Below are 25436 nucleotides of genomic sequence, written 5' to 3' on the forward strand. Positions count from 1 at the left end.
GAATGACGCAGATACTGATTGTTGAAGACAATGGCGAATACGCCGACGACATGGCCGAGTTCCTGAAGGAGCTCGACCATGAAGTGACGATCGCCAGGACCGCCAGCGAGATGTGGGCGGCGCTGACGCGCACCCCGGCCGCGGTGGTCGTGCTCGACCTTGGCTTGCCGGACGAGGACGGTTTCAATGTCATTCCGCGCATGCGCCAGCTGTATCCCGAGATCGGCCTGCTGGTGCTGACGGGCCGGGTGGCGTTCGACCACCGCATCCTGGGCCTGCGCCTGGGCGCCGACCATTATTTGACCAAGCCGATCAAGTTCCCCGAACTGGCGGCCCACATCGAAGCCCTGGACCGGCGCGTGCGTCCGCCCGATCCGGTCCCGACGCCGAGCAAGTGGACCCTGCGCGTGAGCGCGCGCCAGCTCGAGCTGATGGGCAAGGTGATCGACCTGACCGAAAAAGAGTGCAATTTCCTGCACCTGTTGACGATCAATACCCGTCCGGTGCCGCGCCACGTGATCGTGGCAGGCATGGGCGGCGAAGACCCGGACGCCAGCCGCCGGGTCGACATGCTGGTCTACCGCCTGCGCAAGAAAGCCCGTTCCGGCCTCGGCCAGGACCTCCCCCTGCGCAGCGCCTATGGCGAAGGCTACAGCCTCTCCGCCGGCTTCACCCTCTCCTAATCAGGGTCAGCGTCGAATTATTGGCCAATAGCCGCTCGGACAATTAGGGTCAGATACCGTCTTGGATTGCAAGGTTTTTGTGAAGGTAATTGGCGTCAAATGGCTTGCCGGTTCGAACGACGCCGTAGATCAGATGCGCTAGCTTATGGGTAACAGCGCTGATCACTGCTCGCTTGGCCATGCCGTTCGCTAATAGGCGTTCGGCGAATTGATGCAGGATTGGATTGTGTCGGCGTGCGACCATACTGGGCATGAAAAGCGCTGCCCGTAGCGATGTGCTGCCGGTTTTGCAGAGCATTGTGCGGCCTTTGAGCGACGTGCCCGAGGTTCGCTGTTTGGGTGTGACGCCCAGGAAGGCAGCGAAGGCTTTCGCGTTTTTGAAGCGACGAATGTCGCCAAGATGGCCAAGTATGCGGGCAACCGTCGTCATCCCCAGCCCAGGGATACTGGCGATGAGTGCGGCATCGTTCTTCAATCCTGGATGGCGATCAATGTGATCGTCGATATCATCCTGCAGCTTTCGAATCTCGGCATCAAGCCATTTGATGTGCTCAGCGACGTTGTCGGCAACGTCTTGTAAGCCTGCCACGATGTGCGCTTCTATGCGGTTCTGTTCCTGCTGCCGAATGTCCTTCAGGGACTGCACGCGCAAGGTCCATGCACGCAGCTGGCGCTGCTCAAGCGGCGGCGCAACCCAAGGCTCCGGATTCATCGCCGCGCAATAACGCGCGATCAAGGCAGCGTCGATTTCGTCATTCTTGTTGCGGATGTTCTCGCCCGATCCAAAGCCCTTGATACAGGCTGGATTAACCACGCTGACCTTGAATCCCTCAGCGTGGAGCGTCGTGGCGATCGCCTCGTAGTACACACCTGTCGCCTCCATACAGATGTGCAGCGTCGCCAGCGATGCTTTGGAGTCACGTAACCACTCCACCAGCGCACGATGCCCTGCGGATGTGTTATCGAATACCTTCGCCTTCAACTTCCCATTGATCAGCAAGGCCAAGTCTAGCTTCTTCTTGCTGACATCGATTCCCAGCACGTCATTACGTGTCGTGTTCATTTTTGGCCTCTCTCGTATGCGGGCTCCACGCCGTGTGCGATGGCCCAAGATACCGTTCGGACTAACAAAATGAAACGGGCAGAGGCACCTATCTGACCCACGTGCTCAACGGCACTCGAGTCGTTCGGCATCACTCCGCCCGACCGCTTCGTCGCCATCATAGACCAGCTCCGCCGCGGCACCTTCAATATACGAGAGTCGAATTATTGGCCAATTTCCTTGGCAATCTTGCCGTCTTACTCAGTTTTACTCAACATTGCGCGGTTTCGATTGCTCCTGGCTTGTGTGTCCAATAAATGGGGACAGAGTCAGCCTATTTTTGCCGCCGCTTGCGATTAATTGGGGACAGAGTCGATTTGTGCTGTAAAATCGCTGCTCAACATTTGAGCAGACGCCATGGCACGCCAACCCCGACTCATCGTTCCCGAGCAACCGCACCACGTCATCCAGCGCGGCAATAACCGCCAGGTGATCTTTCGTGAAGAGGCCGATTACCAGCGCTTCCTGGTCTGGCTCAAGGAGGGCGCCAGGTTCTATGACGTGGCGATCCACTCCTACGTCCTGATGCCGAACCACCTGCACCTGCTGGCCACGCCCAGCGACGCCACCGGCCTGGCGCTGATGATGCAGAAGGTGGGCCGGCTCTACGTTCCCTGGTTCAATCTCAAGTACGAGCGCAGCGGCGGCCTGTTCGAAGGGCGTTTCCGCACCTCGCTGATCGATTCGGACCGCTATTTCATGACCTGCAGCCGCTATATCGAGCTCAATCCGGTGCGCGCGCAGCTCACGGTGGCGCCGGACGACTATCCCTGGTCCAGCTACGCCCACCACGCCGGCATCCGCACCGACACCCTAGTCGCCGATCACCCGTTGTTCTGGGCACTGGGCAACACGCCGTTCCAGCGCGAGGCCGCCTATATCGACATGGTCCGGCAAGGCCTCAGCACGGAAGAGGTCGATTTCATCACGATCGCGATCCTCAAGAACCAGCCGCTCGGCTCGCTCTCCTTCAAGACCGAACTCGAGCGTAAAACGCAACGCCAGATCCTGCCGGCCAAGCGCGGACGCCCCTTCAATCCGCCGTTACCGCCGCTTTCAGCAGCCTGAGGCGCACAATTCCTGACATAACGGCACGGTTATTCGTGCCGTTTTTTTTGCCCAAAATCCTCTTAGGATCAACGACTTAGTGTCAAATCAAGTGATTCTGAACAGGCATGATTGACTCTGTCCCCAATTAATCGTCAAGACAAAAAGTTGTCAAACAATTCGACTCTGACCCTAATTATTCTGGTTGACGAGGCATTTTGCAGTGCACTATTCTCGGCGTTCGACCCCCGAAAAGTTGTGGAGAATGTCTCATGATTGCCCAAGGTTTGTATGATCCCGCCAATGAACACGATGCCTGCGGCGTCGGCTTCATCGCCCATATCAAGGGCAACAAGAGTCACTCGATTATTGAACAGGGTCTGCAGATCCTGAAGAACCTCGATCACCGGGGCGCGGTGGGCGCCGATGCGCTGATGGGCGATGGCGCCGGCATCCTGATCCAGATCCCGGACCAGTACTTCCGCGACGAGATGGCCAAGCAGGGCGTCGAACTGCCGCCGCCCGGCGAATACGGCGTCGGCATGGTGTTCCTGCCGAAAGAGCACGCCTCGCGCATCGCCTGCGAACAGGAAATCGAGCGCGCCGTGCGCATCGAAGGCCAGGTCGTGCTGGGCTGGCGCAACGTGCCGGTCGACGAGACCATGCCGATGTCGCCTTTCGTGCGCGCCAAGGAACCCGTGATCCGCCAGATCTTCATCGGCCGCGGCCCGGACATCATGGTCACCGACGCGCTCGAACGCAAGCTCTACGTCATCCGCAAATCGTCCGGCCACGCGATCCAGGCCCTGAAACTCCTGCACGGCAAGGAATTCTTCGTGCCGTCGATGTCGGCGCGCACCATCGTCTACAAGGGCCTGCTGCTGGCCGACCAGGTCGGCGTCTACTACAAGGACCTGCAGGACCCGCGCTGCATCTCGGCCCTGTCGCTGGTCCACCAGCGCTTCTCGACCAACACCTTCCCCGAGTGGCCGCTGGCCCACCCGTATCGCATGATCGCCCACAATGGCGAGATCAACACCGTCAAGGGCAACTTCAACTGGACCCGCGCGCGCGAAGGCACGCTCAAGTCGGCCGTGCTGGGCGAAGACCTGAACAAGCTGTTCCCGCTGATCTACGAAGGCCAGTCCGACACCGCCTGCTTCGACAATGCGCTCGAGCTGCTGGTGATGGCCGGCTATCCGGTGGCCCAGGCGATGATGATGATGATCCCTGAAGCCTGGGAAAACCACACCGCGATGGACGACAACCGCCGCGCCTTCTACGAATATCACGCGGCGATGATGGAACCATGGGACGGCCCGGCCGCCATGGCCTTCACCGACGGCCGCCACATCGGCGGCACCCTGGACCGCAACGGCCTGCGTCCGGCGCGCTACGTCATCACCGAGGACGACCTGGTCGTGATGGCCTCCGAATCGGGCGTGCTGCCGATCCCCGAATCGCGCATCGTCAAGAAGTGGCGCCTCCAGCCGGGCAAGATGTTCCTGATCGACCTGGAAGCCGGCCGCATCATCGACGACAAGGAGCTCAAGGACAGCTTCGCCAACGCCAAGCCCTATAAGGCCTGGATCAAGTCGGTGCGCATCAAGCTGGGTGAAATCAAGCTGTCCGAATCGCAGCTGATGGCCGCGCGCGCCAAGGACGCGCAAGGCGAGAAGCAGCCGCTGACCCTGCTCGACCGCCAGCAGGCGTTCGGCTACACGCAAGAAGACCTGAAATTCCTGATGGCGCCGATGGCCGTGCTGGGCGAGGAAGCCACCGGCTCGATGGGCAACGATTCGCCGCTGGCCGTCACCTCGAACAAGCTCAAGCCGCTGTATAACTACTTCAAGCAGCTGTTCGCGCAAGTGACCAACCCGCCGATCGACCCGATCCGCGAAAGCATGGTCATGTCGCTGGTGTCCTTCATCGGCCCCAAGCCGAACATCCTCGACACCAACAACGTCAACCCGCCGATGCGCCTCGAAGTGTCGCAGCCGATCCTCGGCTTCGACGACATGGCGCGCCTGCGCGCCATCGGCCAGCACACCGGCAGCAAGTTCAAGGCCTATGAGCTGAACATCTGCTATCCGGTCGCCTGGGGCAAGGAAGGCATCGAAGCCTCGCTCGCCTCGCTGTGCGCCGAAGCGGTCGACGCCGTCAAGTCGGGCCACAACATCCTGATCGTGTCGGACCGCCGCCTGTCGCCCGACCTGGTCGCCATCCCCGCGCTGCTGGCCACGTCCAGCGTGCACCAGCACCTGGTGGCGAAGGGCCTGCGCGCCTCGACCGGCCTGGTGATCGAGACCGGTTCGGCGCGCGAGACCCACCACTTCGCCCTGCTGGCGGGCTACGGCGCCGAAGCCGTCCACCCCTACCTGGCGCTGGAAACCCTGGCCGAACTGGCGCATGGCCTGCCGCACGAAATGTCGGCGGAGACCGCGAGCTACAACTACATCAAGGCGATCGGCAAGGGCTTGCTGAAGGTGATGTCGAAGATGGGCATCTCGACCTACATGTCCTACTGCGGCGCCCAGATCTTCGAGGCCGTCGGCCTCAACAAATCGCTGGTCGACAAGTACTTCAAGGGCACCTCGTCGAACGTCGAAGGCATCGGCCTGTTCGAAGTGGCCGAGGAAGCGCTGCGCCTGCACGCCCTGGCCTTCGGCAACGATCCTGTGCTGGCCAACAGCCTGGACGTCGGCGGCGAATACGCCTTCCGCGTGCGCGGCGAAGACCACCTGTGGACGCCGGACGCGATCGCCAAGCTGCAGCACTCGACCCGCGCCAACAACTTCTCGACCTATAAAGAGTACGCCCAGCTGATCAACGACCAGACGCGCCGTCACCTGACGCTGCGCGGCCTGTTCGAATTCCGCATCGACCGCGACAAGGCGATCCCGATCGAGGAAGTCGAGCCGGCGAAAGAGATCGTCAAGCGCTTCGCCACCGGCGCGATGTCGCTCGGCTCGATCAGCACCGAAGCCCACGCCACGCTGGCGATCGCGATGAACCGCATCGGCGGCAAGAGCAATACCGGCGAAGGCGGCGAGGACCCATCGCGCTACCTGAACGAATTCAAGGGAATCGCCATCAAGAAGGGCGAGAGCCTGTCCTCGGTGCTGGGCAAGGACCGCGTGATGGTCGACATCCCGCTCGAAGAGGGCGATTCGCTGCGCTCGAAGATCAAGCAGGTGGCCTCGGGCCGCTTCGGCGTCACGGCCGAATACCTGAACGCGGCCGACCAGATCCAGATCAAGATGGCGCAGGGCGCCAAGCCGGGCGAGGGCGGCCAGCTGCCGGGCCATAAGGTGTCCGAATACATCGCGTCCCTGCGCTTCTCGGTGCCGGGTGTCGGCCTGATCTCGCCGCCGCCGCACCACGACATCTATTCGATCGAAGACCTGGCCCAGCTGATCCACGATCTCAAGAACGCCAATCCGCGCGCCTCGATCTCGGTCAAGCTGGTGTCGGAAGTCGGCATCGGCACCGTCGCCGCCGGCGTCTCGAAGGCCAAGGCCGACCACGTGGTGGTCGCCGGCCATGACGGCGGCACCGGCGCCTCGCCGCTGTCCTCGGTCAAGCACGCCGGCACGCCGTGGGAGCTCGGCCTGGCCGAGACCCAGCAGACCCTGGTCCTGAACGGCCTGCGCAGCCGCATCCGCGTGCAAGCGGATGGCCAGATGCGCACCGGCCGCGACGTCGTGATCGCCGCCATGCTGGGCGCCGACGAAGTGGGCTTCGCCACCGCGCCGCTGGTCGTCGAGGGCTGCATCATGATGCGTAAATGCCACCTGAATACCTGCCCGGTGGGCGTGGCCACGCAGGATCCGGTGTTGCGCGCCAAGTTCCAGGGCAAACCCGAGCACGTGGTGAACTACTTCTTCTTCGTTGCCGAGGAAGCGCGCCAGATCATGGCCCAATTGGGCATCCGCAGCTACGACGAGTTGATCGGCCGCGCCGACCTGCTCGACAAATCGAAGGCGGTCCAGCACTGGAAGGCGCAGGGCCTGGACTTCTCGAACATCTTCTACCAGCCGCAGGTCGACTGTCGCAGCGCCCTGTACCACACGGGCGAGCAGGACCACGGCCTGGATAAAGCGCTGGACCACAAGCTGATCGCGCAAGCGAAAGCCGCGCTGGAAAAGGGCGAGCGCGTCTCGTTCATCTCGCCGGTGAAGAACCTGAACCGGACCGTGGGCGCCATGCTGTCGGGCGAAGTCGCCAAGCGCTATGGACACGCCGGCCTGCCGGACGACACCATCCACATCCAGCTGCAAGGCACGGCGGGCCAGTCGGCGGCGGCCTTCCTGGCCGGCGGCATCACGATCGACCTGGTCGGCGAAGGCAACGACTACGTCGGCAAGGGCCTGTCGGGCGGCCGCATCATCGTGCGCCCGAACACCGAGTTCCGCGGCTGGGCGGTGGACAACATCATCGTCGGCAATACCGTGATGTATGGCGCGATCTCGGGCGAAGCCTTCTTCAACGGCGTGGCCGGCGAGCGCTTCGCGGTGCGTAACTCGGGCGCCATCGCGGTGGTCGAGGGTTGCGGCGACCACGGTTGCGAATACATGACCGGCGGCACCGTCGTGGTGCTGGGCGAGACCGGACGCAACTTCGCGGCCGGCATGTCGGGCGGGGTGGCCTTCGTCTACGATCCGAAGGGCGAGTTCGCGGGCCGCTGCAATACCACGATGGTCAACCTGGAGCCGGTGCTGTCGGCCAAGGAGCAGTGCGACCCGGCGGTCTGGCACAGCCAGACCCGCAATGGCGAGCGCGAATGCGACGAGGTCATCCTGCGCCGCCTGATCGAGCGTCACTTCAAGCATACCGGCAGCACGCGCGCGCGCAACCTGCTGGACGACTGGGCCAACAGCCGCAGCAAGTTCGTCAAGGTGTTCCCGACCGACTACAAGCGCGCCCTCGAGGAGATGCACAACTCGAGCATGGAAGAAGCGAACGACAAGATCGAACTGGCCGCTTAAGCGCCGATAGCAAAGGAAAACATTGTGGGCAAAATCACCGGTTTCATGGAATTCGCACGGCAGGAAGAGGAATACCTCGACCCGCCCGTGCGTCTCAAGAACTACAAGGAATTCGTCGTCACCCTGACCGACGGCCAGGCCAAGGTGCAGGGCGCGCGCTGCATGGATTGCGGCATCCCGTTCTGCAACACGGGCTGCCCGGTCAATAATATGATCCCGGACTGGAACGACCTGGTCTTCCATGGCAACTACCGCCATGCGCTGGACAATCTCCACTCCACCAATAACTTCCCCGAGTTCACCGGCCGCATCTGCCCGGCGCCGTGCGAATCGGCCTGTACCCTCGGCATCAACAACGACCCGGTCGGCATCAAGTCGATCGAGCGCAAGATCATCGACACCGGCTGGGAGCACGGCTGGGTGGTGCCGCAACCCCCCAGCGTCAAGACCGGCAAGAAGGTCGCCATCGTCGGCTCGGGTCCTGCCGGCCTGGCCGCGGCCCAGCAGCTGGCGCGCGCCGGCCACGACGTGACGGTGTTCGAAAAGAGCGACCGCATCGGCGGCCTGCTGCGCTACGGGATCCCCGACTTCAAGATGGAGAAGGACCTGATCGACCGTCGCGTCGAGCAGATGCAGGCCGAGGGTGTCACCTTCCGCACCGGTGTCCTGATCGGCAAGGACTTCCCGGCCACGGTCAGCAATATGGCGCGCGACACGATCTTCCCGGAAGACCTGGAAAAGGACTTCGACGCCGTGATCCTGGCCGGCGGCGCCGAGCAGCCGCGCGACCTGCCGGTCCCGGGCCGCCAATTGAAGGGCGTGCACTTCGCGATGGACTTCCTGCCGCAGCAGAACCGGGTCAATGCCGGCGACAAGCTGAAGGACCAGATCAAGGCCACGGGCAAGCACGTGGTGGTCATCGGCGGCGGCGACACCGGTTCGGACTGCGTCGGCACCTCGAACCGCCACGGCGCGGCCTCGGTCACCCAGTTCGAACTGATGCCGCAGCCGCCGGAACAAGAGAACAAGCCGCTGGTCTGGCCTTACTGGCCGACCCGCCTGCGCACCTCGTCCTCGCACGAGGAAGGCTGCGAGCGCGACTGGGCGGTGGCGACCAAGCGCCTGGAAGGCAAGGGCGGCAAGGTCGAGAAGCTGATCGCCTGCCGCGTCGAATGGAAGGACGGCAAGATGAGCGAAGTGCCGGACAGCGAATTCGAACTCAAGGCCGACCTGGTGTTCCTGGCGATGGGCTTCGTCTCGCCGGTGCAGCAGGTGCTGGACGCCTTCGGCGTGCAGAAAGACCCGCGCGGCAACGTGCGCGCCGCCACCGAGGGCGAAGGCGCCTACCAGACCTCGAACCCGAAGCTGTTCGCGGCCGGCGACATGCGCCGTGGCCAGTCGCTGGTGGTGTGGGCGATCCGCGAAGGCCGCCAGTGCGCGCGCTCGGTCGACGAGTTCCTGATGGGTTCCTCGGTCCTGCCCCGTTGAGATCCCGGTGGCGGACGCGCAATGCGGCCGCCACTACCTTCGCTCCCGCATCGATCGCCGCTTCGTCGAAGGCGGCGATGCCCATCACCCGCGATGGCGCCGGCCGCGCTCATGCGCCAGCCGGACTTCCCCGAACCCCGCCTATACGCCATCCTGCCCAAGTGAAACGCCATCCCGGCATCTGATCCGCGGTTGTATCTTGCGTTGACAAAATGGCGACAGAGTATTGCATATTCTGTCACTTGCTATTTCGTCACGTCGGCCCCAGATTATGGTGCGTTGCAAAAAATGTGGCTTACCGGGCCAGTAATTAGGAGGAGCTTAAACCTGCCCCTTCGGCAGTTTTTGGATGCTGCTTATTGATACAATTCAACAATGCCAATATTGTGAAACATACATATCTTAATAAAAACAATGGCTTATAAGCGGAATTATCTGACTCATTAGTTATTAGTGTTGTAATAGTACGTCGCCGCCTGAGGGTAAAATCGGGTCCCTCAAGCAGGTAAATAGCTTTCTGCACTACAATACCGGATTCCCCAAACATTAATTATGCTGTGTCGAACCTAGTCGAAATCCGCGATCTGCATTTTGCTTACGGTGAGCGTTCCATCCTGTCGAATCTCCGTATGGACTTCCCACGCGGCAAGCTCATTGCGGTCATGGGCGGGTCGGGTTGCGGCAAGACCACGGTGCTGCGCCTGATCGGCGGCCAGATCCGTCCCCAGCGGGGCGAAGTGCGCATCGGCGGCGAAGTCGTGCACCAGCTCGATACCGAGGGCCTGTACCGCCTGCGCCGCCGCATGGGCATGCTGTTCCAGTTCGGCGCGCTGTTTACCGACCTGTCGGTGTTCGATAACGTCGCCTTCCCGCTGCGCGAGCACACCGACCTGTCCGAAGAGCTCATCCGCGACCTGGTCCTGATGAAGCTCAACGCCGTCGGCCTGCGCAATGCGCACCGCCTGAAGCCGGCCGAGATCTCGGGCGGCATGGCGCGCCGCGTGGCCGTGGCGCGCGCGGTGGCGCTGGACCCCGAACTGATCATGTACGACGAGCCGTTCGCCGGCCTCGATCCGATCTCGATGGGCGTGACCGCCAACCTGATCCGCAACCTGAACGACGCGCTGGGCTCGACCTCGATCCTCGTCTCGCACGACGTGCACGAGTGCTTCGCGATCGCCGACTATGTGTACTTCATGTCCGCCGGCAAGATCGTGGCGGAGGGCACGCCGGACGACCTGCGCGTCTCGGAAGACCCTTACGTGAAACAATTCGTCAATGCCGCCCCGGACGGTCCGGTGCCGTTCCATTATCCCGGCAGCTCGCTGGCCGACGACCTGGGCCTGGGAGCGCGCACATGATCGCTCGCGTCCTTGGCCTGGTCGGCTGCACCGTGCGCGAAGGCTTCGCCGGCCTCGGTTTCGCCGTGCGCTCCTTCTTCAACCTGCTGGGCGTCTCGCCGGGCGCTTTCCGCCGCCCTGGCCTGATTTCTGAGCAGATCCATTTTATCGGCAACTATTCGCTGGTGATCATCGCCGTGTCCGGCCTGTTCGTCGGCATGGTGCTGGGCCTGCAGGGTTACTACACGCTGAACCAGTATGGCGCCGAACAGATGCTGGGCCAGGTGGTGGCGCTGGCGCTGGTGCGCGAACTGGGCCCGGTCGTGACCGCGCTGCTGTTCGCCGGCCGCGCCGGCACCTCGTTGACCGCCCAGATCGGCCTCATGAAGGCCGGCGAACAGCTGTCGGCGATGGAAATGATGGCCATCAACCCGGTGCAGCGCGTGCTGGCGCCGCGCTTCTGGGCCGGCGTGATCGCCATGCCAGTCCTGGCCACCGTGTTCTCGGCGGTGGGCGTGCTGGGCGGCTACATCGTCGGCGTGAAACTGATCGGCGTCGACGAAGGATCGTTCTGGTCGCAGATGCAAGCCGGTGTCGATGTGCGAGCTGACGTACTGAACGGCGTGATTAAAAGCTTTATCTTTGGCATCGCAGTGACCTTTACCGCCCTGTTCCAGGGCTACCAGGCCCAGCCGACGCCGGAAGACGTGTCGCGCGCGACCACGCGCACCGTCGTGATTGCATCGCTGCTGGTCTGGGGGCTGAATTTCGTCATGACGGCCCTGATGTTCAATAAATAAGTTTAATAAACGGTTAAAACGGTTACTGTAGGGTATTCAAAATGCATCGCAAAACTATCGACGTCTGGGTCGGCCTGTTCGTTCTGCTGGGTCTGGCCGCGCTGCTGTTCCTGGCTTTCCAGGCAGGAAACATGAGGTCTCTGTCGTTCGGCCAAACGTATTCGATCACGGGCCGTTTCGACAATATCGGCGGGCTCAAGCCGCAGGCGCCGGTCAAGAGCGCGGGCGTGGTGGTCGGTCGCGTGGGTGAGATCACCTTCGACGACAAGAGCTTCCAGGCATCGGTGCGCCTCGATATGGAGTCTGAATATAAATTCCCGAAAGACAGCTCGCTGAAGATTTTGACTGCTGGCTTATTGGGTGAACAATACATCGGCATCGAAGCCGGTGGCGATGAGCAAAATCTGGCGGAGGGCGATCGCATCAACCGTACCCAGTCGGCGACGGTCCTGGAAGACTTAATTAATCAATTTATCTACAGCAAGGCTGCTGAAGGAAAGGAAGGTAGTGAATGAACTACGCCGTCACGCTCTCGCACTTGCGCCTCGGCGCCGCCGCCGCCGCCATCCTGGTCCTGACGGGATGCGCAACGACTGCCTCCAACCCCCAGGATCCGCTGGAAGGCTATAACCGCGCCATGTTCAGCTTCAACGATGCGGTCGACCGCGCCGTGCTGAAGCCGGTGGCCACCGGCTACAAGAACGTCGTGCCGGGCTTTGCCCAGACCGGCGTCGGCAATTTCTTTGGCAATCTGTCGGATGCCTGGAGCTCGGTCAACAACCTGCTGCAGGGTAAACCCGAGCAGGCCGGCACCGATTTCGGCCGCGTTGCGCTGAACTCGACCTTCGGCATCTTCGGCCTGCTCGACATCGCTTCCGAAGCAGGCATGCAGAAAAGCGACGAAGACTTCGGCCAGACCCTGGGCAAATGGGGCGTGCCAAGCGGCCCCTACTTGATTTTGCCGCTGCTGGGCCCATCTACCGTGCGTGATACCGCAGCGTTGCCGGCCGATATCGGCGGTGACATCTGGAAGTACAAGGAGCCAGCCAACTGGCGCAATATCGGCGCGGGCATCCGCGTGATCGATACCCGCGCCAGCCTGCTCGACGCGTCCAGCCTGCTCGAAGACGCCGCACTCGACCGTTACGAGTTCCTGCGCGACGGCTATCTGCAGCGCCGCCAGAGCCAGGTGTACGACGGCGACGTGCCGCGCCAGGCCCCGGACGCCGACGAGCAGTAACAACAAGATCAACCGTGCGCGCGGCCATCGCCGCCGCCAACCGAAAGGAAACCGATGAAGCCATTCATGCACCTGGTCGCCGCCGCCGCCACCGTGGCGTTCTCCACCGTCCTGGTCGCCGCCCCGGTGGCCGCCGCCGAAGCGCCGGACGCGCTGGTCAAGCGCATCAGCAATGAAGTGATCGACAGCGTCAAGGCCGACAAGGACATCCAGGCCGGCAACCGCAGCAAGATCATGGGCCTGGTCAACGAAAAGATCCTGCCCCACGTCGACGCCGAGAAGATGACCCAGCAGGCGGCCGGCCGCCACTGGCGCAGCGCCACCCCGGAACAGAAGCAGAAGCTGACCAAGGAGTTCCGCGACCTGCTGGTGTACACCTACGCCGGCGCGCTGTCGACCATCAAGAACGAGACCGTCGAGTTCAAGCCGATGCGCGGCTCGCCGACCGATAGCGACGTCGAAGTGCGCTCGCAGGTGAACGTCGCCCGCGGCGAACCGATCACCCTGAACTACCGCCTGAGCAACGACAAGGGCAGCTGGAAGATCTATGACGTGAACGTGCTGGGCGCCTGGCTGGTCCAGACCTATACCAGCACCTTCAACAGCGAGATCAGCAAGAGCGGCATCGATGGCCTGATCAAGCGCCTGGCCGACCGCAACGCCCAGCTGGCCTCCAAGCCGCTGGCCGCGCCGGCGAAGTGATCCGTCAACATGGCTGAATCCAACCCGATGCTGTCGATCGACGCCCTGACCTTCCTGACCGCCCACCAGGCGCTGGAGCAGGGCGCGGCGGCGATCCGCGCCGGCGAGACCGTGTTCGATCTCGGCGGCGTGAAGGCGGCCGATTCGTCCGGCGTGGCCCTGCTGCTGGCCTGGCAGCGCCGCGCGCGCGATGCCGGCCACCGGCTCACCTTCGTGAACGTGCCGGACAACGTGCAAAAGCTGGCGGCCCTGTACGGGGTCGACACGCTGCTGCCGCAAGCCTGAAGACCGGCGGCCGACTGGCCGCCGTTTGCATTGCGCCTCTCTCCGGCGTACCCCGCGCAATTCTCCCCTCTGCCCGCTTGACATGGCGATTTCACCTATAATGGACCGTTTCTCCGCACGGTCCTTCGGTGCGCTTACGGGTCGAATCCCATTTCCGCGCGCCGCGCCATCCAACAAGCATGACAGCAATCCAGATTGACAGCGTCGAGAAGAGCTACAAGGGCTTCAAGGCCCTGAAGGGCGTCTCCTTGGACATCGAGGAAGGCGAGTTCTTCGGCCTCTTGGGCCCGAACGGCGCCGGCAAGACCACCCTGATCTCCACCATCGCGGGCCTGATCCGGCCCGATGCCGGCCGCGTGCGCATCCACGGCCACGACGTCGTGAGCGACTTCCGCGAAGCGAGAAAGCGCCTGGGCGTGGTGCCGCAGGAACTGGTGTTCGATCCCTTCTTCACGGTGCGCGAGACCCTGCGCCTGCAGTCGGGCTACTTCGGCATTCGCAACAACGACGCCTGGATCGACGAGGTGATGCACAACCTCGATCTCACCGACAAGGCCGACGTGAACATGCGCGCGCTGTCGGGCGGCATGAAGCGGCGCGTGCTGGTGGCGCAGGCCCTGGTGCACCGTCCGCCCGTGATCGTGCTCGACGAGCCGACCGCCGGCGTCGACGTCGAGCTGCGCCAGACCCTGTGGAAGTTCATCGCGCGTTTGAACCGCGAGGGCGGCCACACCGTGGTCCTCACTACCCACTACCTCGAGGAAGCGCAAGCCATGTGCCAGCGCGTGGCCATGCTCCGGCGCGGCAATGTGGTGGCGCTCGACACCATGAGCGCGCTGCTGCGCCGCGTGTCGGGTTCGCAGCTGGTGGTGCACCTGAAGTCGGGGGATCTGCCCGAGTCGCTGCGCCATCTCGTCTCGCACGACGAGCACACCAACGGCAATGGCAACGGCGGCGGCAACAAGTACACGCTGCGCGTGAACGATTATTCGGAGGTCGAGCCGATCCTGGCGCGCCTGCGCGAGAACGGCGCCGTCATCGACGAGATGCAGCTGGAGCAGGCCGACCTCGAGGACATCTTCATCCAGATCATGGAGGAGGGCAAGTAATGTTCTCGATCGGTTTCCGTACCCTGTTCTACAAGGAGTCGCTGCGCTTCTGGAAGGTCGCGACCCAGACCGTGGCCGCGCCGGTGGTCACCGCCATGCTCTACCTCCTGATCTTCGGCCACGTGCTCGACGGCCGGGTCGAGATGCTCGACGGCGTCGCCTACACCTCGTTCCTGATCCCGGGCCTGGTGATGATGAGCGTGCTGCAGAACGCCTTCGCCAACTCGTCCTCGTCGCTGATCCAGTCCAAGATCAGCGGCAACCTGGTGTTCATCCTGCTGCCGCCGCTGTCGCACGCCGAGATCCTGTCCGCCTACGTGCTGGCCTCGATGCTGCGCGGGATCGTGGTCGGCGCCGGCGTGTTCGCCATCACCGCCTGGTTCGCCCACCTGGAGTTCGTGGCGCCGGTGTGGATCGTGGTGTTCGCCCTGCTGGGCGCGGCCATCCTCGGCACCATGGGCACGATCGCCGGCATCTGGGCCGAGAAGTTCGACCAGCTGGCGGCTTTCCAGAACTTCCTGATCATGCCGGCGACCTTCCTGGCCGGCGTGTTCTATTCCGTCCAAAAACTGCCGCCTTTCTGGCTCGCCGTCTCGCATTTCAACCCGTTCTTTTATATGATTGACGGGTTCCGCTATGGGTTCTTCGGCCAGTCCGACGTTTCGCCATGGACCAGCCTGGCCGTCGTGACCGTGTTCTTCGCGGTGCTGACGGGCGTGGCGATCAATCTGCTCAAGCGCGGCTACAATCTGCGCCATTAATAGTACAAAGTTTAACTGGAGTTATCGTGGCGACCACACCCGAACTGATCCACGGCTATATCAGCGCCGGCCTCGAATGCACCCACCTCGACGTGAAGGGCGATGGCCATCACTTCGAGGCCGTGATCGTCTCGCCTGCCTTCGCCGGCAAGCGTCCCATCCAGCGTCACCAGATCGTGTACGCCGCGCTGGGCGACCGCATGCGCGAGGAAATCCACGCGCTGTCGATGAAAACCCTGACCCCTGAAGAATTCGGAGGATAAGCATGGACAAGCTCCAGATCGTCGGCGGCAAGCGCCTGGCTGGTGAGATTTCGGTATCCGGCGCCAAGAACGCGGCGCTGCCCATCCTGTGCGCCGGCCTCTTGACCGCCGGCGACCTGCAGCTGTCGAACGTGCCGCGCCTGCATGACGTGCGCACCATGCTCAAGCTCCTGGAAAAGACCGGCCTGAAGGTCGTGCAGGATGATGAAAACGTCACCCTGAACGGCGGCGCCATCGACACCCTCGAAGCGCCGTACGAGCTGGTGAAGACCATGCGCGCCTCGATCCTGGTGCTGGGTCCCCTGCTGGCGCGTTTCGGCGAAGCCAAGGTCTCGCTGCCGGGCGGCTGCGCGATCGGCTCGCGTCCGGTCGACCAGCACATCAAGGGCCTGCGCGCGATGGGCGCCGAGATCACGATCGAGGGCGGCTACATCTACGCCAAGGCGAAGAAGCTGAAGGGCGCGCGCATCCACACCGACATGATCACCGTGACCGGCACCGAGAACCTCTTGATGGCCGCCACCCTGGCCGAAGGCGAGACGGTGCTCGAGAACGCCGCGCGCGAGCCGGAAGTGACCGACCTGGCCAATCTACTCGTGGCCATGGGCGCGAAGATCGAGGGCATCGGCACCGACCGCCTGGTGATCCAGGGCGTGGACGAACTGCACGGGGCCACCCATGCGGTGATCTCGGACCGCATCGAGGCCGCGACTTTCCTGTGCGCGGTGGCGGCTACCGGCGGCGACATCGTGCTGACCAATACCCGCACCGACATCTTCGACGTCGCGCTCGACAAGCTGCGCGAGATCGGCCTGCAGCTCACCGTCGGTGAACATACCATCCGCGCGCAGATGGACGGCCGTCCGCGTCCGGTCTCGTTCCGCACCACCGAATATCCGGGCTTCCCGACCGATATGCAGGCCCAGTTCATGGCCGTGAACACGATCGCGGACGGTGCGTCGAAAGTCACCGAGACGATCTTCGAGAACCGCTTCATGCACGTGCAGGAGATGAACCGCCTCGGCGCGCACATTTCGACCGAAGGCAATACTGCCTTCATCAAGGGCGTCGAACGCCTGGTCGGCGCGCCGGTGATGGCGACCGACCTGCGCGCCTCGGCTTCCCTGGTGATCGCCGGCATGGCGGCCGAGGGCACGACCCTGATCGACCGCATCTACCACCTCGATCGCGGCTACGACCGGATGGAAGTGAAACTGTCGGCCGTTGGCGCCGCGATTGTCCGTATTAAGTAAGTACGTATTAAATAAACTCAAGCACATGACATTCAATGGCGTACATGGAGAACCCCAGCTGATCCTGGCGCTTTCCAAGGGCCGCATCTTCGAAGACACCCTGCCGCTGCTGTCGGCGGCCGGGATCGAGGTGCTGGAAAACCCCGAGACTTCGCGTAAACTCATCCTCTCGACCAACGATCCGGGCGTGCGGGTGCTGATCGTGCGCGCGTCCGACGTGCCGACTTACGTCCAGCATGGCGCGGCCGATTTCGGCGTGGCCGGCAAGGACGTGCTGCTCGAGCATGGCGGAGAAGGGCTGTATCAGCCGATCGACCTGCGCATCGCCCAGTGCCGCATGTCGGTCGCGGTCAACGCCGGCTTCGACTACGACAGCGCCGTGCGCCAGGGCGCGCGCCTGCGGGTGGCCACCAAGTTCGTCAACACCGCGCGCGAGCACTTCGCCAGCAAGGGCGTGCACGTCGACCTGATCAAGCTGTACGGCTCGATGGAACTGGCGCCGCTGGTCGGCCTGTCGGACGCCATCGTCGACGTCGTTTCGACCGGCGGCACCCTGCGCGCCAACAACCTGGTCGAAGTCGAAAAAATCATGGACATCTCCTCGCGCCTGGTGGTGAACCAGGCCGCGCTCAAGCTCAAGCGAGAGCGCCTGCAACCGATTCTCGAGGCGTTTGAACGCGCCTCCCAACGACAAGGCTGAAGCATCATGGCAGTACAGATCCGCAAGTTAGACTCCACCGCGCCCGACTTCAAGAACACCCTCGACGCCCTGCTGGCGTTCGAAGCGGAAACCGATGACGCCATCGAGACCGCGGTCGCGCATATCCTGCGCGACGTGAAGGCGCGCGGCGACGCGGCTGTGCTGGAGTACACCAACAAGTTCGACCGCATCCCCAACGGCGGCGCGAAGTCGATGGCCGAATTCGACATTGGCCAGGCCGAGTTGGACCAGGCCCTGGCCGCGCTGCCGGAAGCCCAGCGCGCCGCGCTGCAGGTGGCGGCCGACCGCGTGCGCGTGTTCCACGAGCGCCAGAAGGACGCCTCGACCGGCTTCACCTTCACCGAGCCCGATGGCACGGTGCTGGGCCAGCGCGTGACCCCGCTGGACCGGGTCGGCATCTATGTCCCGGGCGGCAAGGCGGCGTATCCGTCGTCGGTGCTGATGAACGCGATTCCGGCCCACGTCGCCGGCGTGAAAGAAATCATCATGGTCGTGCCGACCCCGGACGGCGTGAAGAACCAGATGGTCTTGGCCGCCGCCGCGATCGCCGGCGTGACCCGCGTGATCACCATCGGCGGCGCGCAAGCCGTCGGCGCGCTGGCCTACGGCACCGAGACCATCCAGCCGGTCGACAAGATCGTCGGCCCCGGCAACGCCTATGTCGCCGCCGCCAAGCGCCGCGTGTTCGGCGTGGTCGGCATCGACATGATCGCCGGCCCGTCCGAGATCCTGGTGCTGTGCGACGGCACCACCGATCCGGACTGGGTGGCGATGGACCTGTTCTCGCAGGCCGAGCACGACGAACTGGCCCAGGCCATCCTGCTGTGCCCCGACGCCGACTACATCGCGAAAGTGGAGCAGAGCATCCACAAGCTGCTGCCGACGATGCCGCGCAAGGACACGATCACCACGTCGATGACCGACCGTGGCGCGCTGATCAAGGTGCGCGACATGGACGAGGCCTGCGAGATTGCCTCAAGCATCGCCGCCGAACACCTCGAAATCTCGGCGCTCGATCCGATGCAGTGGGCGGATAAAATCCGCCACGCGGGCGCGATGTTCCTGGGACGTTTTTCATCCGAGTCGCTGGGCGACTATTGCTGCGGCCCGAACCACGTGCTGCCGACCTCGCGCACGGCGCGCTTCTCGTCGCCACTGGGCGTGTACGACTTCCAGAAACGCTCGTCGATCATCCAGGTCAGCGAAGCCGGCGCCCAGACGCTGGGCAAGGTCGCTGCCACCCTCGCGTATGGCGAAGGCCTGCAGGCGCACGCGCGCAGCGCCGAGCTGCGTCTGGATCCCACGCAGTTGCAAAACCTGCCGCAGGCATCATGACGTCCTGGGTCAACCAGGTATTCTGCGAGGATGCGCTGGCCGGCCTGGCGCGCATCCCGGACGGGTCCATCGACCTGATCCTGACCGACCCGCCCTACAACCTGGGCAAGGACTACGGCAACGCGTCGGACCAGCAAAGCGTCGAGGCCTACCTCGCCTGGACCGAGCAGTGGATCGACGCCGCCATCCCCAAGCTCAAGCCCAACGGCAGCCTGTACATCTTCCTCACCTGGCGCTTCGCGCCCGAGATCTTCGTGATGCTGAAAAAACGCATGATGATGATGAACGAGATCATCTGGGACCGCCGCGTGCCATCGATGGGCGGCAGCGTGCGCAGCTTCTCCTCGGTGCACGACACCATCGGCTTCTTCGCCAGGCGCAAGGATTACTATTTCGACCTGGACGCGGTGCGCATCCCGTATGACGCCGAGACCAAGAAGGCGCGTTCGCGCTCGATCTTCGTCGGCGCCAAGTGGCTCGAAGTCGGCTACAACCCGAAGGACGTGTGGAGCGTGTCGCGCCTGCACCGCGAGCATCCGGAGCGCGCCGACCATCCGACCCAGAAGCCGCTCGAGATCATCGAGCGCATGGTCAAGGCCTCCTGCCCGCCGGGCGGCATCGTGCTCGACCCCTTCATGGGCAGCGGCACCACGGCCATCGCCGCCAAGCGCCTGGGCCGCCAGTACACCGGCTTCGAACTGAATCCCGATTACTGCGCCATCATTGCCGAACGCTTGGCCGCGCCTGAGGTGCCGGTCAGCGGGGCGAAAGCAAAAAAATTGCGCAAGGCCGCCAAGGCCGCCAACATCACGGAAGAAACATCATGACCGACATCGCCAAACTGATCGAGAACACCATCCGCGCCGACGTGCGCGCCGTGGGCAGCTATCACGTGCCGGACTCGATCGGCTACGTCAAGCTCGACTCGATGGAAAACCCATACCAGCTGCCCGAGCCGCTGCGCGCCGAACTGGGCGCGCGCCTGGCCGAGGCGGCCCTGAACCGCTATCCGGTGCCGTCCTACCGCACCCTCAAGGACAGGATCTGCAGCAAGCTGGGCGTCCCGGAAGGCTATGACGTCCTGCTCGGCAACGGCTCGGACGAGCTGATCACGATCCTGGCGACCGCGATCGCGCGCCAGGAACGCGAAGCCGGCAGCCGCCGCGCCGTGGTGATGGCCCCGGTCCCGGCCTTCGTGATGTTCTCGCGCTCGGCCCAGTTCGCGGGCGCCGACTTCGTCGGCGTGCCGATCCAGTCCGATTTCTCGCTCGACCTGCCGGCCATGCTGGCGGCGATTGCCGAGCACAAGCCGTCGCTGGTATTCCTGGCCTATCCGAACAACCCGACCGGCAACCTGTACGATGCCGGCGACATGGTCGCGATCATCGAGGCCGTGGGCGAGCATGGCATCGTGGTGGTCGACGAGGCGTATCAACCGTTCGCCCGGGTCAGCTTCATGGAGCGGCTGCCGCAACACCCGAACCTGGTCGTGATGCGCACCCTGTCCAAGCTGGGCCTGGCCGGTATCCGCCTCGGCTATATGTCGGCCGCCGCGCCGCTGCTGGCGGAGTTCGAGAAGGTGCGCCCGCCGTACAACGTCAATGTGCTCACGCAAGTGGCGGCCGAGTTCGCGCTCGACCACCTGGACGTGCTGGACCGCCAGGCCGGCCTGCTCAACGAGGAACGCACCCGCCTGGCCGCCGCCCTGGCGGCCCTGCCCGGTGTGGAAGTGTTCCCGTCGGCCGCCAATTTCATCTCGCTGCGCGTGCCCGATGCCGAGCGCGCCTGTGCGATTCTCCATGGCGAGAAGGTCTTGATCAAAAATTTGAGTAAAATGCATAAATTGCTGGCCAACTGCATCCGCGTCACGGTCAGCACCCCCGAAGAGAACGACCAGTTCCTGGCAGCCCTGAAGACGTCGCTGTAATCCAGCGCCCCTGACGGACACCATTTAATCCAGTCGGCTCCTGCCCAGCAAGAGACCGACCGACGACCGCCCTTAGCAATGACCCGCACTGCCGACATCACGCGCAATACCAACGAGACGCAGATCCGCGTCTCGATCAACCTCGACGGCACCGGCCGCCAGAAGCTCAATACCGGCGTCCCCTTCCTCGACCATATGCTCGACCAGATCGCGCGTCACGGCATGTTCGACCTCGAGGTCGAGGCCGTGGGCGACCTGCACATCGACGCCCACCATACGGTGGAAGACGTCGGCATCACGCTGGGCATGGCCGTGGCCAAGGCCATCGGCGACAAGAAGGGCATCGTCCGCTACGGCCACTCGTACGTGCCGCTGGACGAAGCGCTGTCGCGCGTGGTGATCGATTTCTCGGGCCGTCCCGGCCTGGAGCTGCACGTGCCGTTCACGCGCGCCATGATCGGCGCCTTCGACGTCGACCTGACCGGCGAATTCTTCCGCGGCTTCGTGAACCACGCGGCGGTCACCCTGCACATCGACAACCTGCGCGGCGTGAACGCCCACCACCAGTGCGAGACGGTGTTCAAGGCCTTCGGCCGTGCGCTGCGCATGGCCACCGAGCTGGACCCGCGTGCGGCCGGCATCATCCCGTCGACCAAGGGCAGCCTGTAATCATGGCCAACAAGATCGTCGTCGTCGATGGACTCGGTAACCTGCGCTCGGTGGCGCAGGCGCTGCGCGCCGCCGCGCCCGAGGCCGACGTCCTCATTTCCAGCTCGGCCGCGGACCTGGACCGCGCCGACCGCATCGTGCTGCCGGGCCAGGGCGCCATGCGCGACTGCATGCGCAGCCTGCGCGAATCCGGTCTCGAAGACGCGCTGATGCGCGCCGCCAGGACCCGTCCGATCATGGGCGTGTGCGTGGGCGAGCAGATGCTGTTCGATGAAAGTGAAGAGAACGAAGGCACCCCCGGCCTGGGCCTGTTGCCCGGCAAGGTGGTGCGGTTCCAGTTGGACGGCAAGCTGCAGGCCGACGGCTCGCGCTTCAAGGTCCCGCAGATGGGCTGGAACCAGGTGCGCCAGGCGCGTCCCCACCCGCTGTGGGAGGGCGTCGAGGACGGCAGCTATTTCTATTTCGTGCATAGTTACTACGCCGCGCCGGAGAACCGCGACGACGTGATCGGCGAGACCGACTACGGCGGCCCGTTCTGCTGCGCCGTCGGCCGCGATAATATCGTCGCCACCCAGTTCCACCCCGAAAAGAGCGCCGCCGCCGGGCTGCGCCTGTACCGCAATTTCATTCACTGGAATCCGTGATTCCGCGTTTTAAACCGTCAACCAACCGACAACGACCATGCTGCTGATCCCCGCCATCGACCTGAAAGACGGTCACTGCGTTCGCCTGAAACAAGGCGATATGGACCTCGCCACCGTGTTTTCCGAAGATCCCGCCGACATGGCGCTGCATTGGCTGAAGAAGGGCGCGCGTCGCCTGCACCTGGTCGACCTGAACGGCGCATTCGCGGGCAAGCCGAAGAACGAGTCCGCCATCAAATCGATCCTGCAGGTGGTGCAGGAATACGCCGAAGACAATGGCCTGGACGAGATCCCGGTCCAGCTGGGCGGCGGCATCCGCGACCTCGACACCATCGAGCGCTACCTGGACGACGGCATCAGCTACATCATCGTCGGCACCGCCGCGGTCAAGAACCCGGGCTTCCTGCACGACGCCTGCGGCGCCTTCCCGGGCCACATCATCGTCGGCCTGGACGCCAAGGATGGCAAGGTCGCGACCGACGGCTGGAGCAAGATGTCGGGCCACGAAGTCATCGACCTGGCCAAGAAATTCGAAGGCTATGGCGTCGAATCGATCATCTACACCGACATCGGCCGCGACGGCATGATGGCCGGCGTGAACATCGAGGCGACCGTCAAGCTGGCGCGCGCGGTGAAGATTCCCGTGATCGCCTCGGGCGGCGTGCACGTGCTGGCCGACGTCGAAGCGCTGTGCGCGGTGCAGGACGAAGGCATCGAGGGCGTGATCTGCGGCCGTTCGATCTACGAAGGCACGCTCGACCTGGCCTCGGCCCAGGAGCGCGCGGATGAACTGACGGAAGGGGCGCAAACCTGAACACGTCGTTCCCGCGCAGGCGGGAACCCAAGTTTTACGCGCAGTCGATCTGCATGCGAACTTGGGTCCCCGCCTGCGCGGGGATGACGTGCCGGCGCTGAGAAATCATGCTAGCTAAACGCATTATCCCCTGCCTCGACGTCACCGGCGGCCGCGTGGTCAAGGGCGTCAATTTCACCGAGCTGCGCGATGCCGGCGACCCGGTCGAGATCGCGCGCCGCTACGACGCCCAGGGCGCCGACGAGATCACCTTCCTCGACATCACCGCCTCCAGCGACGGCCGCGACCTGATCCTGCCGATCATCGAAGCCGTCGCCTCGACCGTGTTCATCCCGCTCACCGTCGGTGGCGGCGTGCGCAAGGTCGAGGACGTGCGGCGCCTGCTCAATGCCGGCGCCGACAAGGTCAGCATGAACACCTCGGCCGTCACCAATCCGCAACTGGTGTTCGACGCCGCCAACAAGCACGGCTCGCAGTGCATCGTGGTGGCGATCGACGCCAAGGAGACCGGTCCCGGCAAGTGGGAGGTCTTCACCCATGGCGGGCGCAATGCCACCGGTCTCGACGCGGTGGAATGGGCGCGCAAGATGGAGAGCCTCGGCGCCGGTGAGTTGCTGCTCACTTCGATGGACCGCGACGGCACGAAAATCGGCTTCGACCTGGGCCTGACCCGCGCCGTCTCGGACGCCGTGGGCATCCCCGTCATCGCTTCCGGCGGCGTCGGCGGCCTGAAGGACCTGGCCGACGGTGTGCTCGAAGGCCATGCCGATGCGGTGCTGGCCGCCAGCATCTTCCACTACGGGCAGCACACGGTCGGCGAGGCCAAGCGCTACATGCTCGACCGTGGCATCCCGATGCGCCTCGCTTAAGGAAAGCCACATGCCGACCAATGCCAAGTGGCTCAACAAGGTGCGCTGGGACGAGCACGGCCTGGTGCCGGTGATCGCCCAGGAAGCGGCGACCGGCGACATATTGATGTTCGCCTGGATGAACCGCGACGCCCTGACCCGCACCGTCGAGACGGGCGAAGCCGTGTACTGGAGCCGCTCGCGCAAGAAGCTGTGGCACAAGGGCGAAGAGTCCGGCCACATCCAGAAGGTGAGCGAGATCCGCCTCGATTGCGACGAAGACGTGGTCTTGCTCAAGATCGAGCAGGTGGGCGGCATCGCCTGCCATACCGGCCGCCATTCCTGCTTCTTCCAGAAGTACGACAACGGCGACTGGCACAGCGTCGAACCGGTGCTGCAGGACCCCGACACCATTTATTCCCCGGACAAGAAGAAGACCCCATGAGCGTTACCCTGGCCCGCGTCGCGGCCGTGATCGAATCGCGCAAGCCCGAACACGGCGGCGACCCCGCGACCTCCTACGTCGCCAAGCTGTTCGCCAAGGGCGACGACGCCATCCTCAAGAAGATCGGCGAGGAAGCCACCGAGCTGGTGATGGCGGCCAAGGACGCGCGCGTGGCGAACGACCCGTCCAAAGTGCTCTACGAATGCGCCGACCTGTGGTTCCATTCGATGGTGCTGCTGGCCAGGTTCGACCTGACGCCGCAACAGGTGCTGGACGAGCTGGCGCGGCGCGAAGGCGTGTCCGGCATCGTTGAAAAAGCTGCACGCAAGGAATAAATAGTTCCTGAAGCGTTGCAAGTGAGCACCTGCTCACTGTGCGTGGCCGTGCTTCCGGTGTCATAATCGGGGACTGAGCGTCATACCGATGTCATGCGGCGTTGATACGATGCCTCGGCTTCGCGGGCCTGTAAGTCCTTGAAATGTTGTAATAATCTGGAGACAAGATGGATAACTGCATTTTTTGCAAGATCGTCGCCAAGCAGATCCCGGCCGCCGTCGTCTATGAAGACGAGGACGTGCTGGCATTCAAGGACATCAACCCGGCGGCGCCGGTGCACTTGCTGGTGATTCCGAAGCGGCACGTGTCCACCTTGTCCGACTGCACCGAGGAGCATACGGCGCTGCTCGGCAAGATGCTCGCGCTGGCGCCGAAGCTTGCGAAAGAGAATGGTATTGACGTCAAAATCGGCGCCGACGGCAAGCCGGGCGGCGGCTTCAAGACCCTGATCAATGCCGGTCCGGACGGCGGGCAAGAGGTGTATCACCTGCACCTGCATATGTACGGTGGCCCGCGTCCGTGGCGCGGACTGGGCTTGTGAAGCGGCCTCTAAGCCAGGACTAAGTTTCAATGGGGGCAGAGTGCCCCCGCATCGCGTATACTGTGGTAGACGCTTTCCCGATTTTTCAGGCGCGT

26 protein-coding genes are annotated in these 25436 nt (G+C 63.7%); 25 read left to right on the forward strand and 1 reads right to left on the reverse strand.

Features of this window, described 5'->3' with window-relative positions; translation table 11 throughout:
- The first annotated feature begins 2 nt into the window (after nucleotides 1-2).
- Nucleotides 3-683, forward strand: coding sequence for a response regulator transcription factor (locus HMPREF9710_RS04665; RefSeq protein WP_005664361.1), 681 nt, complete (start codon nucleotides 3-5; stop codon nucleotides 681-683).
- A 49-nt stretch (nucleotides 684-732) separates the two neighbouring features.
- On the opposite strand, the gene HMPREF9710_RS04670 is transcribed toward HMPREF9710_RS04665, so the two are convergent.
- Complete coding sequence (locus HMPREF9710_RS04670) at nucleotides 733-1746, reverse strand: IS110 family RNA-guided transposase (RefSeq protein ID WP_005664362.1); 1014 nt, start codon at nucleotides 1744-1746, stop codon at nucleotides 733-735.
- A gap of 396 nt (nucleotides 1747-2142) precedes the next feature.
- Between HMPREF9710_RS04670 and HMPREF9710_RS04675 the strand changes: the two genes are divergently transcribed.
- From HMPREF9710_RS04675 to HMPREF9710_RS04790, 24 genes are all read left to right on the forward strand, one after another.
- Nucleotides 2143-2853 (forward strand): transposase, encoded by a 711-nt coding sequence (locus HMPREF9710_RS04675; protein ID WP_005664365.1) that lies wholly within the window; start codon nucleotides 2143-2145, stop codon nucleotides 2851-2853.
- Between the two features lie 251 nt (nucleotides 2854-3104).
- Nucleotides 3105-7820 (forward strand): glutamate synthase-related protein, encoded by a 4716-nt coding sequence (locus tag HMPREF9710_RS04680; RefSeq protein ID WP_005664366.1) that lies wholly within the window; start codon nucleotides 3105-3107, stop codon nucleotides 7818-7820.
- A gap of 24 nt (nucleotides 7821-7844) precedes the next feature.
- Nucleotides 7845-9308 (forward strand): glutamate synthase subunit beta, encoded by a 1464-nt coding sequence (locus HMPREF9710_RS04685; RefSeq protein WP_005664368.1) that lies wholly within the window; start codon nucleotides 7845-7847, stop codon nucleotides 9306-9308.
- 557 nt (nucleotides 9309-9865) lie between these two features.
- Nucleotides 9866-10669: an ABC transporter ATP-binding protein gene (locus HMPREF9710_RS04690; RefSeq protein WP_071361032.1), complete on the forward strand. Its 804-nt coding sequence runs from the start codon at nucleotides 9866-9868 to the stop codon at nucleotides 10667-10669.
- Nucleotides 10666-11448: a lipid asymmetry maintenance ABC transporter permease subunit MlaE gene (gene mlaE / locus HMPREF9710_RS04695; RefSeq protein WP_005664373.1), complete on the forward strand. Its 783-nt coding sequence runs from the start codon at nucleotides 10666-10668 to the stop codon at nucleotides 11446-11448. The genes HMPREF9710_RS04690 and mlaE overlap by 4 nt, the downstream gene beginning before the upstream one ends.
- A 41-nt stretch (nucleotides 11449-11489) precedes the next feature.
- Nucleotides 11490-11963, forward strand: a complete 474-nt coding sequence (gene mlaD / locus HMPREF9710_RS04700; RefSeq protein WP_005664375.1) for an outer membrane lipid asymmetry maintenance protein MlaD — start codon at nucleotides 11490-11492, stop codon at nucleotides 11961-11963.
- Nucleotides 11960-12688 carry an MlaA family lipoprotein gene (locus HMPREF9710_RS04705; protein ID WP_005664377.1) on the forward strand — a complete coding sequence of 243 codons (729 nt, stop codon included), beginning with the start codon at nucleotides 11960-11962 and terminating at the stop codon, nucleotides 12686-12688. The genes mlaD and HMPREF9710_RS04705 overlap by 4 nt, the downstream gene beginning before the upstream one ends.
- A gap of 54 nt (nucleotides 12689-12742) precedes the next feature.
- The gene (locus HMPREF9710_RS04710) at nucleotides 12743-13390 is read left to right on the forward strand and encodes an MlaC/ttg2D family ABC transporter substrate-binding protein (protein ID WP_005664379.1); all 648 of its coding nucleotides are present in this window, start codon (nucleotides 12743-12745) and stop codon (nucleotides 13388-13390) included.
- 9 nt (nucleotides 13391-13399) lie between these two features.
- Nucleotides 13400-13675 (forward strand): STAS domain-containing protein, encoded by a 276-nt coding sequence (locus HMPREF9710_RS04715; RefSeq protein WP_005664380.1) that lies wholly within the window; start codon nucleotides 13400-13402, stop codon nucleotides 13673-13675.
- A gap of 179 nt (nucleotides 13676-13854) precedes the next feature.
- Complete coding sequence (locus HMPREF9710_RS04720; protein ID WP_005664382.1) at nucleotides 13855-14784, forward strand: ABC transporter ATP-binding protein; 930 nt, start codon at nucleotides 13855-13857, stop codon at nucleotides 14782-14784.
- The gene (locus tag HMPREF9710_RS04725) at nucleotides 14784-15545 is read left to right on the forward strand and encodes an ABC transporter permease (RefSeq protein ID WP_005664384.1); all 762 of its coding nucleotides are present in this window, start codon (nucleotides 14784-14786) and stop codon (nucleotides 15543-15545) included. Before HMPREF9710_RS04720 ends, HMPREF9710_RS04725 begins: the two co-directional genes overlap by 1 nt.
- Before the next feature lie 26 nt (nucleotides 15546-15571).
- Nucleotides 15572-15808 (forward strand): BolA family protein, encoded by a 237-nt coding sequence (locus HMPREF9710_RS04730; protein ID WP_005664385.1) that lies wholly within the window; start codon nucleotides 15572-15574, stop codon nucleotides 15806-15808.
- Nucleotides 15809-15810: 2 nt separating this feature from the next.
- The gene (murA, locus tag HMPREF9710_RS04735) at nucleotides 15811-17061 is read left to right on the forward strand and encodes a UDP-N-acetylglucosamine 1-carboxyvinyltransferase (RefSeq protein WP_005664387.1); all 1251 of its coding nucleotides are present in this window, start codon (nucleotides 15811-15813) and stop codon (nucleotides 17059-17061) included.
- Between the two features lie 25 nt (nucleotides 17062-17086).
- Complete coding sequence (hisG, locus tag HMPREF9710_RS04740) at nucleotides 17087-17761, forward strand: ATP phosphoribosyltransferase (RefSeq protein WP_005664389.1); 675 nt, start codon at nucleotides 17087-17089, stop codon at nucleotides 17759-17761.
- Nucleotides 17762-17767: 6 nt separating this feature from the next.
- Nucleotides 17768-19117: a histidinol dehydrogenase gene (gene hisD, locus HMPREF9710_RS04745; protein WP_005664391.1), complete on the forward strand. Its 1350-nt coding sequence runs from the start codon at nucleotides 17768-17770 to the stop codon at nucleotides 19115-19117.
- Complete coding sequence (locus HMPREF9710_RS04750) at nucleotides 19114-19944, forward strand: DNA-methyltransferase (RefSeq protein ID WP_005664393.1); 831 nt, start codon at nucleotides 19114-19116, stop codon at nucleotides 19942-19944. Before hisD ends, HMPREF9710_RS04750 begins: the two co-directional genes overlap by 4 nt.
- Entirely contained in the window at nucleotides 19941-21044 is a 1104-nt protein-coding gene (hisC, locus tag HMPREF9710_RS04755; protein ID WP_005664395.1) for a histidinol-phosphate transaminase, read from the forward strand. The genes HMPREF9710_RS04750 and hisC overlap by 4 nt, the downstream gene beginning before the upstream one ends.
- A 78-nt stretch (nucleotides 21045-21122) precedes the next feature.
- Complete coding sequence (gene hisB, locus HMPREF9710_RS04760; protein ID WP_005664397.1) at nucleotides 21123-21713, forward strand: imidazoleglycerol-phosphate dehydratase HisB; 591 nt, start codon at nucleotides 21123-21125, stop codon at nucleotides 21711-21713.
- Between the two features lie 2 nt (nucleotides 21714-21715).
- Entirely contained in the window at nucleotides 21716-22357 is a 642-nt protein-coding gene (gene hisH / locus HMPREF9710_RS04765) for an imidazole glycerol phosphate synthase subunit HisH (protein WP_005664399.1), read from the forward strand.
- A 37-nt stretch (nucleotides 22358-22394) separates the two neighbouring features.
- Nucleotides 22395-23171 (forward strand): 1-(5-phosphoribosyl)-5-[(5-phosphoribosylamino)methylideneamino]imidazole-4-carboxamide isomerase, encoded by a 777-nt coding sequence (hisA, locus tag HMPREF9710_RS04770; RefSeq protein WP_005664401.1) that lies wholly within the window; start codon nucleotides 22395-22397, stop codon nucleotides 23169-23171.
- Between the two features lie 104 nt (nucleotides 23172-23275).
- Nucleotides 23276-24040, forward strand: coding sequence for an imidazole glycerol phosphate synthase subunit HisF (gene hisF / locus HMPREF9710_RS04775; RefSeq protein ID WP_085986699.1), 765 nt, complete (start codon nucleotides 23276-23278; stop codon nucleotides 24038-24040).
- A 10-nt stretch (nucleotides 24041-24050) separates the two neighbouring features.
- Nucleotides 24051-24464 carry a phosphoribosyl-AMP cyclohydrolase gene (gene hisI / locus HMPREF9710_RS04780; RefSeq protein ID WP_005664403.1) on the forward strand — a complete coding sequence of 138 codons (414 nt, stop codon included), beginning with the start codon at nucleotides 24051-24053 and terminating at the stop codon, nucleotides 24462-24464.
- The gene (locus HMPREF9710_RS04785) at nucleotides 24461-24799 is read left to right on the forward strand and encodes a phosphoribosyl-ATP diphosphatase (protein WP_005664404.1); all 339 of its coding nucleotides are present in this window, start codon (nucleotides 24461-24463) and stop codon (nucleotides 24797-24799) included. The genes hisI and HMPREF9710_RS04785 overlap by 4 nt, the downstream gene beginning before the upstream one ends.
- 167 nt (nucleotides 24800-24966) lie before the next feature.
- Nucleotides 24967-25341 (forward strand): histidine triad nucleotide-binding protein, encoded by a 375-nt coding sequence (locus tag HMPREF9710_RS04790; protein ID WP_005664405.1) that lies wholly within the window; start codon nucleotides 24967-24969, stop codon nucleotides 25339-25341.
- The last annotated feature ends 95 nt before the right edge of the window (nucleotides 25342-25436 follow it).

This window comes from Massilia timonae CCUG 45783 (assembly GCF_000315425.1).
Lineage (GTDB): Bacteria > Pseudomonadota > Gammaproteobacteria > Burkholderiales > Burkholderiaceae_D > Telluria > Telluria timonae.